Below are 15,171 nucleotides of genomic sequence, written 5' to 3'. Positions count from 1 at the left end.
GGCCATCACATTCAACATCATCGTTGGCTGAAAAATTGCCTTCGCGGGCAAGCCCGCTCCTACAGGATTTGCGGTGATTAGCCGTCTTCTTCTATATCCAGCAACAAATTCTCCAGTGCCTCGCGGTAGGCGCCGGGGTCCTTCCACATCCCGCGTTGTTGCGCCTCGAGCATGCGTTCAGTCATGTCGCGCAAGGCATGGGGATTGTGCTCACGGACAAAATCCCGGGTGTCAGGGTCGAGCAAATAGGCGTCGGCCAGCAACGCGTACTGGTGATCGTCGATCAACTGCGTGGTGGCGTCGAAGGCGAACAGGTTATCGACGGTCGCGGCCATTTCAAACGCGCCTTTGTAGCCGTGACGTTTAACGCCTTCAAGCCACTTCGGATTGGCCGCCCGGGAGCGGATCACCCGGTTCAGTTCTTCCTTCAAGGTGCGAATCTTCGGCAGGTCCGGCTGGCTGTGGTCGCCATGATAACTGGCTGCCGCCTCACCTTTCAGGCTTTCCACCGCTGCGAGCATGCCGCCCTGGAACTGGTAGTAATCGTTGGAGTCGAGCAAGTCGTGCTCGCGGTTATCCTGGTTTTGCAGCACCGCTTGCACCTGGCCCAGACGCTGGGTGAATTGCTCACGAGCCGCGGTGCCTTCGTCAGAACCACCGTAAGCGTAGCCGCCCCAGTTGAGGTAAACCTCGGCCAGGTCCTCGCGGGTCTGCCACAGGCGAGCGTCGATGGCGCCCTGAACACCCGCGCCGTAGGCACCGGGTTTGGCACCGAAAATCCTCCAGCCGGCCTGACGTCGCGCCGTGTCTTCATCGAGCCCCGCCTGCCGCAAGGCTGCACGTTCGTCGCGTACCTTGGCCGCCAATGGGTTGAGATCGTCCGGCTCATCAAGGTCGGCGACCGCTTGCACCGCCGCGTCAAACAGGCGGATCAAATTGGCAAAGGCATCGCGGAAGAAACCGGACACACGCAAGGTCACGTCGACTCGCGGGCGGTCGAGCAAACTCAACGGCAGAATCTCGAAATCATCGACCCGCTGGCTGCCGGTCGCCCAGACCGGACGCACACCCATCAACGCCATGGCCTGGGCAATGTCATCGCCGCCGGTGCGCATGGTCGCGGTGCCCCACACCGACAGACCGAGCTGGCGCAAATGATCGCCGTGGTCCTGCAGGTGCCGCTCCAGAATCAGGTTGGCCGACTGGAAACCGATGCGCCACGCCGTGGTGGTCGGCAGGTTGCGCACGTCCACCGAGTAAAAGTTGCGCCCGGTGGGCAGCACGTCCAGGCGACCACGACTCGGCGCACCACTGGGGCCGGCCGGGACGAAGCGACCGCTCAGGGCATCGAGCAATCCGCGCATTTCCGCCGGACCGCAGGCGTCCAGACGCGGTGCGACTACTTCGCAAAGGCCATCAATTATGGCACTCACTTCAGCCCAACCTGCCCCTTGTGGGAGCGGGCTTGCTCGCGAAAGCGGCGGGTCAATCGACATCAATGTTGAATGTTCAACCGATTCGCGAGCAAGCCCGCTCCCACAGGGGTTATTCAACGCATCCGAAATCAACTGCGCGGCGAACAACTCCAGGCGCTCGCGGGTATCGCCCGCCGTACGCCAAGTGTCGTCGCTGACAAGCAAAAGAGGCTCGGGCCGCGGCCCAGCCCAGGGCTCGGCCAGTGCACAATCCAGTGGATCGAAGCCCAACGCAAACGCCTTGGCCAGCGCCCGCAACAGACTCGATTGCGCACCGCGTCCATCGCCCCTTGGAATGCGCAACAACGCCAGCAAGGTGTCGATGCGCAATCGACCGGTGGGCGACTCACCGAACACATGCAGGCCATCGCGGATCTGCGACTCTTTCAAGTCGCACAGGTAAGTGTCGAGTCGCGGCAACCAGATCGCCGCGTCGGCATCGCTGTCGAGTTGTTCGTCCAGTTGCAGTTCACGGTCGATGTGCGTGTCGCGCACCAGTTGCAGGATGTCGCGTTGCAACTCTCGGGCGCGGCGGGGATCGAGCAACTGCGCTTCGTAATACTCGTCCGCCAACAGCTCGAGGTTGCGCAGCGGGCCATAGGTTTCGGCGCGGGTCAGCGGTGGCATCAGGTGATCGATGATCACAGCCTGGGTCCGCCGCTTGGCCTGGGCGCCCTCGCCCGGGTCGTTGACGATGAACGGATAAATGTTCGGCAGCGGCCCGAGCAATGCGTCCGGCCAGCAATGTTCCGACAACCCCACGCCTTTGCCCGGCAACCATTCAAGATTGCCGTGCTTGCCGACGTGGATCACGCCATGCGCACCGTAGGTGTTGCGCAGCCAGAAATAAAACGCCAGGTAGCCGTGGGGCGGAACCAGGTCCGGGTCGTGATACACCGCGCTCGGGTCAACCTGATAACCCCGCGCCGGCTGAATGCCGACGAAGGTCAGGCCAAAACGCAGGCCGGCGATCATCATCCGTCCGCTACGACACATCGGGTCGTTTTCTGGCGCGCCCCAACGTTCGAGCACCGCCGCGCGGTTGGTTTCGGGCAGTGCGTGGAACATCGCCAGATACTCGTCCATTGCCAGACTTTGCTGGCACGGACGCAGGTCGAGGGTATCGAGATCGTTGCTGACGCCGCCCAGCAACTGCTGGATCAGCGCCGTGCCGCTGTCCGGCAATTCGGTCGGCAACGGATACCCTTCGGCATGCAGCGCCCGCAGGATATTCAGTGCGGCGGCCGGTGTGTCGAGCCCGACGCCATTACCGATGCGACCGTCACGGGTCGGGTAATTGGCGAGAATCAACGCAATGCGCTTCTGCGCATTCGGCACCCGTGCCAGATCGACCCAACGCCGCGCCAGTTCGGCCACGAAATCCATGCGCTCCGGTTGCGGCCGGTAGCAAACCACATCCGACTGACTGCGCTCACTGCGCCACGCCAGATCCTTGAAACTGATCGGGCGACTGATGATGCGGCCGTCCAGTTCCGGCAAGGCAATGTGCATCGCCAGGTCACGGGGGCCGAGGCCCTGTTCGCTGGCGCGCCAACCCGGTTCGTTGTCCTGCGCGCAAATGGCCTGAATCACCGGAATATTGCGGCGAAACGGACGCAGATGCGGGGCTTCGGGGCTCGACTGGGCGAACCCCGTGGTGTTCAGGATCACCGAGACGCTGGCCTCATCCAGCCAGTCCTCGACCACGCCAAGGCAGCCGGGTTCTTTCAGGCTGGCCAGCGCAATCGGCAACGGATTCAACCCCGCCGCCTGCAATCGCTGGCAAAAAACATCAATGAAAGCGGTGTTCGCCGCCTGCAAATGCGAGCGGTAAAACAGCACCGCCGCCACCGGTTGACCCGCGCGCCAGTCGGCGTGCCAGTCGCTCAGTGCGGCGGCGTGTTTGTGCGGGTGGTAAATCGCCGTGCGTGGCAGGGTTTGCGGCTCGCCCCAGGTGTAATCACGAGCCAGCCAGCGGTTGGCCAGGCAGCGAAAAAAATCCAGTGCGTTACCCATGCCGCCCTGGCGCAGAAACTGCCAGAGCCGATCGCGATCCTCGGCGCCGACGGTGCTCAGGTCGCTGAGTTCCGGGTCCGGGCGATCATCACCCGGCACCAGAATCACCTGCACGCCGCGTTGCGACAGTTCGACCAGACGCTCGATACCGTAGCGCCAATAAGCGATGCCGCCGTGCAGCGAAATCAGGATCACCTTGGCGTGACGCAGCACTTCGTCGACGTACAAATCGACCGAGGCATGGTTCTGCACCTGCATCGGGTTGGCCAGGCGCACGCTCGGGTAATCGCCGGGCAACTGCTGCGCCGCCTCGGCGAGCAGCGCAAGGCTGGAGTCGCCGCTGCACAGGACCACCAGTTCGGCGGGGGTTTGTCCAAGGTCGGCAATGTTGTCATCCGACACGAAACCGCCGGGCTGGGTCCTGAGCAGGTGCATGGCTTACACGCTGAGCGCGGCGCGCAATTGCGCTTCGAGAACAGTGGCGTCCAGTTCCTGGCCGATCAGCACCAAGCGGGTGATGCGCGCTTCTTCGGCGCCCCACTGACGGTCGAAATGCTTGTCGAAACGCGTGCCCACGCCCTGGATCAGCAGGCGCATAGGTTTGTTCGGGATCGCCGCAAAACCCTTGACCCGCAAAATGCCGTGCTGGACCACCAGTTGGGTCAGCGCGTCCATCAGCAGGCTTTCGTCGGCCTGGGGCAGTTCAATGGAGATCGAATCGAAGGCGTCGTGATCGTGGTCATCATGATCGTCGTCGCCATCGTGATGATGGTCGTGGTGGCTGTGACGGCTGTCGATGTGTTCTTCGGAGCCGGCACCCAGGCCGATCAGCACGTCCAGCGGCAGGCGACCGCTGCTGGCTTCGATGATTTTCACCGCGGGCGGCAATTCTTCGGCGACTTCCAGGCGCACACGGGCCAGGTCTGCCGGGTTGATCAGGTCGGTTTTGTTGAGGATGACCAGGTCGGCGCTGGCCAATTGGTCGGCGAACAGCTCGTGCAGTGGCGATTCGTGGTCCAGGTTCGGGTCGAGTTTGCGCTGGGCGTCGACCTGATCGGGAAACGCAGCGAACGTGCCCGCGGCGACGGCCGGGCTATCAACCACGGTGATTACCGCGTCAACCGTGCAGGCGCTGCGGATTTCCGGCCACTGGAAGGCTTGCACCAGCGGCTTTGGCAAGGCAAGGCCCGAGGTTTCGATCAGGATGTGATCGAGATCGCCGCGACGGGCCACCAGTTCGCGCATCACCGGGAAGAACTCTTCCTGGACGGTGCAGCACAGGCAGCCATTGGCCAGTTCATAGACACGGCCGTTGGCCTCTTCTTCGGTGCAGCCGATGGAACATTGCTTGAGAATTTCGCCGTCGATGCCCAACTCGCCAAATTCATTGACGATCACCGCGATGCGGCGACCCTGGGCGTTGTCGAGCATGTGCCGCAGCAGCGTGGTTTTACCCGAGCCGAGAAAGCCGGTGACGATGGTGACGGGGAGTTTGGCCAGTGTTTTCATCGGATGCCCTTTGGCTAAGCTGGCGGGCATACGGGACGACAACCGGCAACGAGGACGCGCGTGCCTGAAGAGTTCGCCACCGGATCACCCCGCCCGGTTGAAAGTGAGAATCTGTGACGAGGCAGGTCTCCTGGCTGACGGTGTGCCGGCCTTGAGCCTGGCATTCGCTGCGCCTTCCCGCCGGTCTCATGGATTGAGCCTGCAGTGGCGTGGCAGCGAACATCACCGTTCACAGTTGCGGGGGCAGCCGCGGCATCGACCGCGTTCCCTTCTTAGCTTCGACAAACGCCGAAGAACCTCGAAAGCGCAAGGCTACGCATGGTATTGGGGCGGGTCAATGTTCACGTGACTTCTGCGGTGTGCCCTTCGCGAGCAAGCCCGCTCCCACATTTGATCGGGTTCTTTCAGGAGAAAAGGGTCAAGTGTGGGAGCGGGCTTGCTCGCGAAGAAAGCGACTCGGTTTCCAGTTGAGAACCCTTGCCAATTGACGCCCAACCCCCGCCCATGCTCTCCTACACAACTTGTTACGGGTGCCCTTCACAGGGTGAAACGGGAAACCGGTGAATCATGTGCTTTACTCTTAAGCCATGTCAGTCCGGTGCTGCCCCCGCAACGGTAAGCGAGCGAAGCATCAGATCCACTGTGCCACTACGGCATGGGAAGGTGATGCTTGCAGGATCAGGCAGATGCCTGCGCCCCTCGTGAGCCCGGAGACCGGCCCGCAACACAAAGTGACCAGTACGATCACTGAAACAACAAACCCGCGGTGGGCGGGCGCTGTTCGAAACGCTGCGCGCCTGGTTGCGCAGGTTTTTGCATGCGCTCTTATTCCCCGCTGACAGACCAGAGGGAAACGCCATGTCGATCATCAGCAGCACCGGCCACACAACAACCAGCACCACTTCTACCCTGGCCCAACGCCTGACCGCCGCCGTCTGCGCGTCGATCCTGGGCGCTTGCCTCGTGTATTTCGCCGGTTTCTCGCACATCGAAGCGGTGCACAATGCCGCCCACGATACCCGTCACAGCTCCGCATTCCCGTGCCATTGAGAGCTGCCGACATGATCAAGCGTATTGCGCAAACCGCAGGTTTCACCGGGCTGCTGGCCGCCCTGCTACTGACCCTGCTGCAAAGTTTCTGGGTCGCTCCGCTGATTTTGCAGGCCGAGACCTACGAAAAAGCCGAACCAGCCGCTGTTGAAGTTCACCAGCACGCCGATGGCGCCATGGCTGCTCACACCCACGATGCCGAAGCCTGGGAGCCGGAAGACGGCTGGCAGCGTGTGCTGTCGACCACTGGCGGCAACCTGGTGGTGGCCGTCGGTTTCGCCCTGATGCTGGCCGGCCTGTACACCTTGCGTGCACCGACCAAAACCTCTCAAGGCCTGCTCTGGGGCCTGGCCGGTTATGCGACCTTCGTGCTCGCGCCGACGCTCGGCCTGCCACCTGAATTGCCCGGCACTGCCGCAGCCGATCTGGCACAACGGCAACTGTGGTGGATCGGCACCGCCGCCTCCACCGCCGTCGGTATTGCCTTGATCGTGTTCAGCCGTCACTGGCTGATGAAAGTCCTCGGTGCGGCGATCCTCGCCGTTCCCCATGTGATTGGCGCACCGCAACCGGAAGTGCATTCGATGCTCGCTCCGCAAGCACTGGAAGCCCAGTTCAAAATCGCTTCGCAGCTGACCAACGTGGCGTTCTGGCTGGCCCTGGGCCTGATCAGCGCCTGGTTGTTCCGCCGCAAAAGCGATGGTCAATACCACGCATGACGGATGCCAGCACAGCGCCGACCCTGGTGGTCGGCCTGGGCTGCCAACGGGGCTGCCCCGTGAGCACGTTGCTGGCGCTGCTTGATCAGGCGTTGGAGGCGCACCAGATTGCTCGTCATGAAATCAAGGCGCTGGCCAGCATCGATTTGAAGCGCGACGAACCTGCGTTGATCGAACTGGCTCAGCAGCTTGGCCTTGAATTGAAGTATTTCAGCAGCGAACAACTGGCTGTCTATGAGCCGCAACTCAGTCATCAATCGCAAATAGCATTTGAACGCACCGGTTGCTATGGCGTGGCGGAAAGCGCAGCACTGGCCCTGGCTGAACAACTGGCCCAAGGCCCGGCAAAACTGCTGATTCCACGACAAAAATATGCCCAGGCAACCCTGGCATTGGCCGGCGCGGCATAAAAACCCCGATAATCCCCGCCATTGATTATGAACATTCTTCATCTGAAGCCCTGTTCATCCCCCTTTTTTCCACAGGAACCGACGATGACTGTCTACTTCATTGGCGCAGGTCCCGGCGACCCCGAATTGATTACCGTCAAAGGCCAGCGGCTGATTCGCAGCTGCCCGGTGATCATTTATGCCGGCTCTCTGGTGCCAGCCGCCGTACTGGAAGGTCATTGTGCCGAGCAGGTGGTCAACAGCGCCGAACTGCACCTGGAACAGATCATCGACCTGGTCAAGAGCGCCCACGCCAAAGGTCAGGATGTGGCCCGAGTGCACTCCGGCGATCCGAGCCTGTATGGCGCCATTGGCGAGCAGATTCGCTATCTGCGTGAGCTGGGAATTCCGTTCGAGATCGTGCCCGGCGTCACCGCAACGGCGGCCTGCGCAGCCCTTTTGGGCGCCGAACTGACGCTGCCGGACGTTTCACAGAGCGTGATCCTGACTCGCTACGCCGACAAAACCGCCATGCCACCCGGAGAGGAGTTCTCCAGCCTGGCGCAGCACGGCGCGACCATGGCGATTCATTTGGGGGTTAATCACCTGGCGAAGATCGTTGAGGAGCTTGTGCCGCATTACGGCGCCGATTGCCCGATTGCAGTGGTACATCGCGCGAGCTGGCCGGATCAGGATTGGGTGGTGGGAACGCTTGAGGATATTGCCGGAAAGGTTGAAGCCAAGGGCTTTCGCCGTACAGCGTTGATTCTGGTGGGTCGGGTACTGGGCAGTGACCACTTCAGTGAGTCATCGCTGTATCGCGCGGGGCATGCGCATCTCTATCGTCCATAAGGCCCTCTTCGCGAGCAAGCCCGCTCCCACATTGAAATGCGGTCAACTGTGGGAGCGGGCTTGCTCGCGAAGGGGCCAACGAAATTTCCCCACAAAAAAACGGCGCTCACGGGGCGCCGTTTTTTCGTTTCGCAGCGAACACCTTAGTAGTAGGCGTTTTCTTTCTGCGTGTGGTCGGTCACGTCGCGAACGCCCTTGAGCTCGGGAATACGCTCGAGCAGGGTGCGCTCGATGCCTTCCTTCAGCGTCACGTCGGCCTGGCCGCAGCCCTGGCAACCACCGCCGAACTGCAGGACGGCGATGCCGTCTTCAACCACGTCGATCAGGCTGATCTGGCCGCCGTGGCTGGCCAGCCCCGGGTTGATCTCGGTTTGCAGGTAATAGTTGATGCGCTCGTTGACCGGGCTGTCGGCGTTGACCATCGGTACTTTGGCGTTTGGCGCCTTGATGGTCAGCTGGCCGCCCATGCGGTCGGTGGCGTAGTCGACGACTGCATCGTCCAGGAAGGCTTCGCTGAAATGGTCGATGTACGCGGTGAAGCTTTTCAGCCCCAGCGCGGTGTCTTCGGGTTTTTCTTCGCCCGGCTTGCAGTAGGCAATGCAGGTTTCGGCGTACTGGGTGCCAGGCTGGGTGATGAAGACGCGGATGCCGATGCCCGGGGTGTTCTGCTTGGAAAGCAGATCAGCCAGATAATCGTGAGCGGCGTCAGTGATGGTAATAGCGGTCATGGAAACTCCTCGCAGGCTTGGGCGCAGTTTACGCCAATCAACGCGCCGGACAAAGTCCTAGTATTTTTGTCGGGAAAGATTCCGACAATAACCCCCTGTGGGAGCGGGCTTGCTCGCGAAGGCGTCGTGTCAGGCAAATCAATTGCGAATGACACACCGCTTTCGCTGGCAAGCCAGCTCCTACAGGGGATCAAAGGTTCTCGTAGCGGTTCATGTCCAGCACGCCCTCTTCCACCGGATCGGTTTCGTGGATGTAGCGGCTAAGGTCATGGAAATACGGCCAGAATTGCGGATGACTGCGACGTATCCCCCAACGTTCGACGATTTTCTCGAAGCTGTCGGTATCCCTGGCGTTTTCCATCGCATCCACAAACGCCGGCACTTGCTCGGCCGGAATGTTGAACATGAAGTTCGGATAGCTGCTGAGCACACCCGGGAAAATCGTCAGGGTGTCGAGCCCCGGCTGATAGCGCAGCGATTCGCCGAGCAGGAACGCCACGTTGCTGTGGGCACGGTTGCGCAGCAGGCTGTAGACCTCACGCTTGCCACTGCGGGTTTCGATTCGCAGCAGGGTCGCTTCCGGCAGTTGATCAATCACTTTCAACCCGGCCGCCGGACGCGAGGTCAGCCGGCTTAGCGCCTGCTCGGCACTTTGCAGGTCCGGATCAATGTTCGGCCGCGAGCAGTAGGCGCCGTCGCAGCGATTGATTGGATCAGGCCTGGCATTGAGGTCGCCATAGCGGGCGAGCAATTGCCGGGCGAAATCTCGCTTGGGATCCTGCGGATTCAGATTCAGTGCCGTCGGCTTGTCGTTATCGATGGTCTCGTAGTCCAGCCACATCTTGAATTTGCCACTGTTCTGATACCAATCGTCGAGGTAGCCATCCCGGGAATCGGCGGGCATCAGGCGCAGGAAGTTCTGCTCGGCACCGTTGCGGATCAGGTCGAAATACAGCCGCGTCTGGGCCTGATGGGACACATTGCCGAACACGTCGAAGTTCACTGCCAATTGATAGTAGGTACGCTCCAGCAACGGATAGTCGAACAGCCACATCGTTTGCGGCACGTCGCCGATCAGGCCTTTGGTCACCGAAGCACTGTCGAAATGGCGGAAGATACTCAGCAACGCATTGTCATTGCCCGCCCACAGGATCGACCAGCTCGGTGCCGGCTGATCGGCGTAGCTGTCCCGGCGCAAGGCTTCGTATTCATTGCGTTTGTCGCGATAGTCGTGCCACAGGCTGAGGACGCTGCCGACATCATCGTTCTGCCCCGGCATGGCCAGCAACGGCGTCGCCTGCCCGCGATAATTCGGGTCGATGATGTAGAGGTCGTGCTCGGGCGCCTGGAACAGCGCCCAGAAATTATCGCGGATCACGTCCGTGGCGATCTGGCCACGACACACCGGCCCACGGATAAACGTGCGCACAAAGTACTCGGCGTTATCGAGCATGAACTGATAGCGCGCCTGGGCCGGAATCGCTTCGAAGGTTGCAAACGGGTTGGCCCGGCTCTGCGGCCCATAGCCCGGCAATGCGTCAACCTGCCAGTTGCCGCTGTAGAACAGCGACTTGACCCGCGCCAGCTTCGCCGAACTCAGCGGATAGGTGATGTGGGTCTTGTGCACGATCACGCCCTGCACCGGCCACAAGCGGTAGTAAAACTGCGTGCCCGGGTCATCGTTCGGGCGACGGGTGTTGATCAGGTCAATCGGCTGGCCGGTCGGCGTGCGCGAACGCACCCACTGGAAGAAATGCCCAGGCTCGCCATCCTTGAAGTAGAGATGAGCGAGGAACCAGTGCTCGTACAGCCAGCGCCCCACCAGACTTTCCCGGGCACCCGGCGCATTGAGCAGGTTTTCCCACTGGACCACTTGCTGGGCTTCTTCCGCACTCGGGGCCAGGGCCTGTTGATCGATAGGCGCGCCTGCGGCCAGCCAGCGTTGCAGCGTCTGATACTGCTGATCGGTCAGGCCGGTCACCGCCAGCGGCATGCCTTCTTTCGGGTGCGACGCGGCGTAGCCGTCAAACTCCGCGGGCATGGCGCACATGTTTTCCCGGTTCAGGCCCAGGACGATGTCTTCCGGCAACTTGGCATTGGGCTGCAACGGGGTTTTGTGACCCAGTTCCAGCATCCGTGCCATCAATGCGGCCTGGCTGCCCTGGGCATCGAGCACCGAATAGAAGCCCTTTTGCTGCCAGGCGGTTTTTCCGGAGGCGTCCAAAAACAGCCGTGTCGGTGCCACTGCTTTAGTGCGGTCACCGTCATAAACCGGGACTTTCGTCGCGCCCCGCGCTGCACCCTCGCCGCTGCCCAGGTTGAGCTGACAGGCGGCGTCGTTGCAGGCGTGGCAGGCCACGCACTTTTCAGTGAAGATCGGTTGAATGTCGCGGCTGTATGAAATGGCAGAGGAAATCGCCGGACTTTGCGCCATAGCGCCCCAGCTTGAAAACAACAGCAATGCGCTGATGACGAAGCGATACGACATGTCCCTGGTCCTGAATCCTGAAAAAACGCCGCGATTCTACCGGTCTGTCATCCTTACCAACATGAACGATATTCATGCAAAACCGAGTCATGCTCTAAAAGCGCACAGGTTTGCTATCATCCCGGCCCTTCGTCATGGTCTTACCGAGTAGTCCAAATGTCCGATCGCAGCGTTCGCCTTCAAGCTCTCAAGCACGCCCTCAAAGAGCGCATCCTGATTCTCGATGGCGGTATGGGCACGATGATCCAGAGCTACAAGCTTGAAGAGCAGGATTACCGTGGCAAACGCTTCGCTGACTGGCCGAGCGATGTCAAAGGCAACAACGACTTGTTGGTACTGACTCGCCCGGACGTGATTGGCGGCATTGAAAAAGCCTACCTCGACGCCGGCGCCGACATTCTGGAAACCAACACCTTCAACGCCACCCAGATCTCCCTGGCTGACTACGGCATGCAAGGCCTGGCGTATGAGTTAAACGTAGAAGGCGCTCGCCTGGCACGCAAGGTTGCCGACGCCAAGACCCTGGAAACCCCGGACAAGCCGCGCTTCGTCGCCGGCGTGCTCGGTCCTACAAGTCGCACCTGCTCGCTGTCCCCGGACGTAAACAACCCCGGCTACCGCAACGTGACCTTCGATGAGCTGGTGGAAAACTACACCGAATCCACCAAAGGCCTGATCGAAGGCGGCGCCGACCTGATCCTGATCGAAACCATTTTCGACACCCTGAACGCCAAGGCCGCGATCTTCGCCGTACAGGGCGTGTTCGAAGAACTGGGCGTCGAACTGCCGATCATGATTTCCGGCACCATCACCGACGCCTCGGGCCGCACCCTTTCGGGCCAGACCACCGAAGCCTTCTGGAACTCCGTGGCCCACGCCAAGCCGATTTCCGTTGGCCTGAACTGCGCCCTCGGCGCCAGCGAGTTGCGCCCGTACCTCGAAGAGCTGTCGAACAAGGCCAACACCCACGTTTCCGCGCACCCGAACGCCGGCCTGCCGAACGAATTCGGCGAGTACGACGAACTGCCGTCGCAAACCGCCAAGGTCATCGAAGAGTTCGCCCAAAGCGGCTTCCTCAACATTGTCGGCGGCTGCTGCGGCACCACGCCGGGCCACATCGAAGCCATCGCCAAGGCCGTGGCCGGTTATGCGCCGCGCGAGATCCCGGACATTCCCAAAGCTTGCCGCCTCTCCGGCCTGGAACCGTTCACCATCGATCGCAGTTCGCTGTTCGTCAACGTCGGCGAGCGCACCAACATCACCGGTTCCGCCAAGTTCGCCCGGCTGATCCGCGAGGACAACTACACCGAAGCCCTGGAAGTCGCCCTGCAGCAGGTCGAAGCCGGTGCCCAGGTGATCGACATCAACATGGACGAAGGGATGCTCGATTCGAAGAAGGCCATGGTGACCTTCCTCAATCTGATTGCCGGCGAACCGGACATCTCCCGCGTACCGATCATGATCGACTCCTCGAAGTGGGAAGTGATCGAAGCCGGTCTGAAGTGCATCCAGGGCAAGGGCATCGTCAACTCGATCAGCATGAAAGAAGGTGTCGAGCAGTTCATTCATCACGCCAAGCTGTGCAAGCGCTACGGCGCCGCCGTGGTGGTGATGGCCTTCGACGAAGCCGGCCAGGCCGACACCGAAGCGCGCAAGAAAGAAATCTGCAAACGCTCCTACGACATTCTGGTCAACGAAGTGGACTTCCCGCCGGAAGACATCATCTTCGACCCGAACATCTTCGCCGTCGCCACCGGTATCGAAGAGCACAACAATTACGCCGTCGACTTCATCAACGCCTGTGCCTACATCCGTGACGAGCTGCCCTATGCGCTGACCTCCGGTGGCGTGTCCAACGTGTCGTTCTCGTTCCGCGGCAACAACCCGGTGCGTGAGGCGATCCACTCGGTGTTCCTGCTGTACGCGATCCGCGCCGGACTGACCATGGGCATCGTCAACGCCGGCCAACTGGAGATCTACGACCAGATCCCGGTGGAACTGCGCGACGCCGTGGAAGACGTGATCCTCAACCGTACGCCGGAAGGCACCGACGCCCTCCTCGCCATCGCCGACAAGTACAAGGGCGACGGCAGCGTCAAGGAAGCCGAGACCGAAGAGTGGCGCAACTGGGACGTCAACAAGCGTCTGGAACATGCGCTGGTCAAGGGCATCACCACCCACATCGTTGAAGACACCGAAGAATCGCGCCAGTCCTTCAGCCGCCCGATCGAGGTGATCGAAGGCCCGCTGATGGCTGGCATGAACATCGTCGGCGACCTGTTCGGCGCCGGCAAAATGTTCCTGCCGCAAGTGGTGAAATCCGCTCGGGTCATGAAGCAGGCGGTCGCGCATTTGATCCCGTTCATCGAACTGGAAAAAGGCGACAAGCCGGAAGCCAAGGGCAAGATCCTGATGGCTACCGTGAAAGGTGACGTGCACGACATCGGCAAGAACATCGTTGGCGTCGTGCTCGGTTGCAACGGCTATGACATCGTCGACCTCGGCGTGATGGTACCGGCGGAGAAAATCCTCCAGGTAGCCAAAGAACAGAAGTGCGACATCATCGGCTTGTCCGGCCTGATCACTCCGTCGCTGGATGAGATGGTCCACGTCGCCCGCGAAATGCAGCGCCAGGACTTCCACCTGCCGCTGATGATCGGTGGTGCCACCACCTCCAAGGCCCACACGGCGGTGAAGATCGAGCCGAAGTACAGCAACGATGCGGTGATCTACGTCACCGATGCCTCCCGCGCCGTGGGCGTGGCGACGCAGTTGCTATCCAAGGAACTCAAGGCCGGCTTCGTCGAGAAAACCCGCCAGGACTACATTGAGGTTCGCGAGCGCACCGCCAACCGCAGCGCCCGCACCGAACGCCTGAGCTATGGCGCGGCCATCGCCAAGAAGCCGCAATTCGACTGGGCGAGCTACACCCCGGTCAAGCCGACTTTCACCGGGTCGCGGGTGCTGGACAACATCGACCTCAACGTTCTGGCCGAGTACATCGACTGGACACCGTTCTTCGTGTCCTGGGACCTGGCCGGCAAGTTCCCGCGCATCCTCCAGGACGAAGTGGTCGGCGAGGCTGCCACCTCGCTGTACAACGATGCCCGGGAAATGCTCACCAAACTGATCGACGAGAAGCTGATCAGCGCCCGCGCGGTGTTCGGTTTCTGGCCGGCCAACCAGGTGCATGACGACGACATCGAACTCTATGGCGATGACGGCAAGCCAATGGCCAAGTTGCACCACTTGCGTCAACAGATCATCAAGACCGACGGCAAGCCGAACTTCTCCCTGGCCGACTTTGTTGCGCCGAAGGACAGTGAAGTGACCGACTACGTCGGTGGCTTCATCACCACCGCGGGTATCGGCGCCGAAGAGGTGGCCAAGGCCTACCAGGACGCTGGCGACGACTACAACTCGATCATGGTCAAGGCTCTCGCCGACCGCCTGGCCGAGGCGTGCGCCGAGTGGCTGCACCAGCAGGTGCGTAAAGAGTACTGGGGTTATGCCAAGGATGAGGTGCTGGACAACGAGGCCCTGATCAAGGAGCAATACAGCGGCATCCGCCCTGCCCCGGGCTACCCGGCCTGCCCGGATCACACCGAGAAAGCCCAGTTGTTCGCCCTGCTCGATCCCGAAGCCCAGGAAATGCGTGCAGGCCGCAGCGGCGTGTTCCTCACCGAGCACTACGCCATGTTCCCGGCCGCGGCGGTCAGCGGCTGGTACTTCGCCCACCCGCAGGCGCAATACTTCGCCGTGGGCAAGGTCGACAAGGACCAGGTGCAAAGCTACACCTCGCGCAAAGGCCAGGAGTTGAGCGTGACCGAGCGCTGGCTGGCGCCGAACCTGGGTTACGACAACTGATTGCAGGCGTACTCGATTCAGTGTGGGAGCGGGCTTGCTCGCGAAGGCGGTTCGTCAGAAACAGACATTTTCACTGAA

9 protein-coding genes and 2 riboswitches are annotated in these 15,171 nt (G+C 61.3%); of the genes, 5 read left to right on the top strand and 4 right to left on the bottom strand.

Translation table 11 applies throughout. The features are described 5' to 3' along the window. Nucleotides 1-77: 77 nt before the first annotated feature. Nucleotides 78-3,926, bottom strand: coding sequence for a cobaltochelatase subunit CobN (gene cobN / locus AC07XF_RS06055; RefSeq protein ID WP_495025783.1), 3,849 nt, complete (start codon nucleotides 3,924-3,926; stop codon nucleotides 78-80). A gap of 3 nt (nucleotides 3,927-3,929) precedes the next feature. Beyond that, the gene (gene cobW, locus AC07XF_RS06050; RefSeq protein WP_495025782.1) at nucleotides 3,930-5,000 is read right to left on the bottom strand and encodes a cobalamin biosynthesis protein CobW; all 1,071 of its coding nucleotides are present in this window, start codon (nucleotides 4,998-5,000) and stop codon (nucleotides 3,930-3,932) included. Nucleotides 5,001-5,103: 103 nt separating this feature from the next. Further along, a riboswitch (cobalamin riboswitch) is annotated at nucleotides 5,104-5,316 on the bottom strand. Between the two features lie 195 nt (nucleotides 5,317-5,511). Beyond that, nucleotides 5,512-5,737: riboswitch (cobalamin riboswitch) on the top strand. Between the two features lie 121 nt (nucleotides 5,738-5,858). On the opposite strand from cobW, the gene AC07XF_RS06045 reads away from it, so the two are divergent. The 4 genes from AC07XF_RS06045 (at nucleotide 5,859) to cobM (ending at nucleotide 8,010) form a co-directional block, all read left to right on the top strand. Beyond that, the gene (locus AC07XF_RS06045) at nucleotides 5,859-6,050 is read left to right on the top strand and encodes a CbtB domain-containing protein (RefSeq protein ID WP_413423532.1); all 192 of its coding nucleotides are present in this window, start codon (nucleotides 5,859-5,861) and stop codon (nucleotides 6,048-6,050) included. An 11-nt stretch (nucleotides 6,051-6,061) separates the two neighbouring features. Further along, nucleotides 6,062-6,769, top strand: coding sequence for a CbtA family protein (locus AC07XF_RS06040; RefSeq protein WP_495025781.1), 708 nt, complete (start codon nucleotides 6,062-6,064; stop codon nucleotides 6,767-6,769). Continuing rightward, entirely contained in the window at nucleotides 6,766-7,179 is a 414-nt protein-coding gene (locus AC07XF_RS06035; protein ID WP_007998825.1) for a cobalamin biosynthesis protein, read from the top strand. The genes AC07XF_RS06040 and AC07XF_RS06035 overlap by 4 nt, the downstream gene beginning before the upstream one ends. Before the next feature lie 84 nt (nucleotides 7,180-7,263). Beyond that, entirely contained in the window at nucleotides 7,264-8,010 is a 747-nt protein-coding gene (cobM, locus tag AC07XF_RS06030) for a precorrin-4 C(11)-methyltransferase (RefSeq protein ID WP_495025780.1), read from the top strand. A 143-nt stretch (nucleotides 8,011-8,153) separates the two neighbouring features. Here cobM and nfuA read toward each other — a convergent pair whose 3' ends face one another. After that, complete coding sequence (nfuA, locus tag AC07XF_RS06025; protein ID WP_495025779.1) at nucleotides 8,154-8,738, bottom strand: Fe-S biogenesis protein NfuA; 585 nt, start codon at nucleotides 8,736-8,738, stop codon at nucleotides 8,154-8,156. 190 nt (nucleotides 8,739-8,928) lie between these two features. After that, on the bottom strand, nucleotides 8,929-11,226 hold the full coding sequence (locus AC07XF_RS06020) for a fatty acid cis/trans isomerase (protein ID WP_495025778.1): 2,298 nt from the start codon (nucleotides 11,224-11,226) through the stop codon (nucleotides 8,929-8,931). A 156-nt stretch (nucleotides 11,227-11,382) separates the two neighbouring features. Between AC07XF_RS06020 and metH the strand changes: the two genes are divergently transcribed. After that, a complete protein-coding gene (metH, locus tag AC07XF_RS06015) occupies nucleotides 11,383-15,093 on the top strand; it encodes a methionine synthase (protein ID WP_495025777.1) in 3,711 nt (1,236 codons plus the stop codon). The last annotated feature ends 78 nt before the right edge of the window (nucleotides 15,094-15,171 follow it).

This window comes from Pseudomonas sp. GW821-FHT01C01 (genome assembly GCF_059422645.1).
Note: the sequence above shows the minus strand (reverse complement) of the source record. Positions and strands in the feature narration are given on the sequence as shown.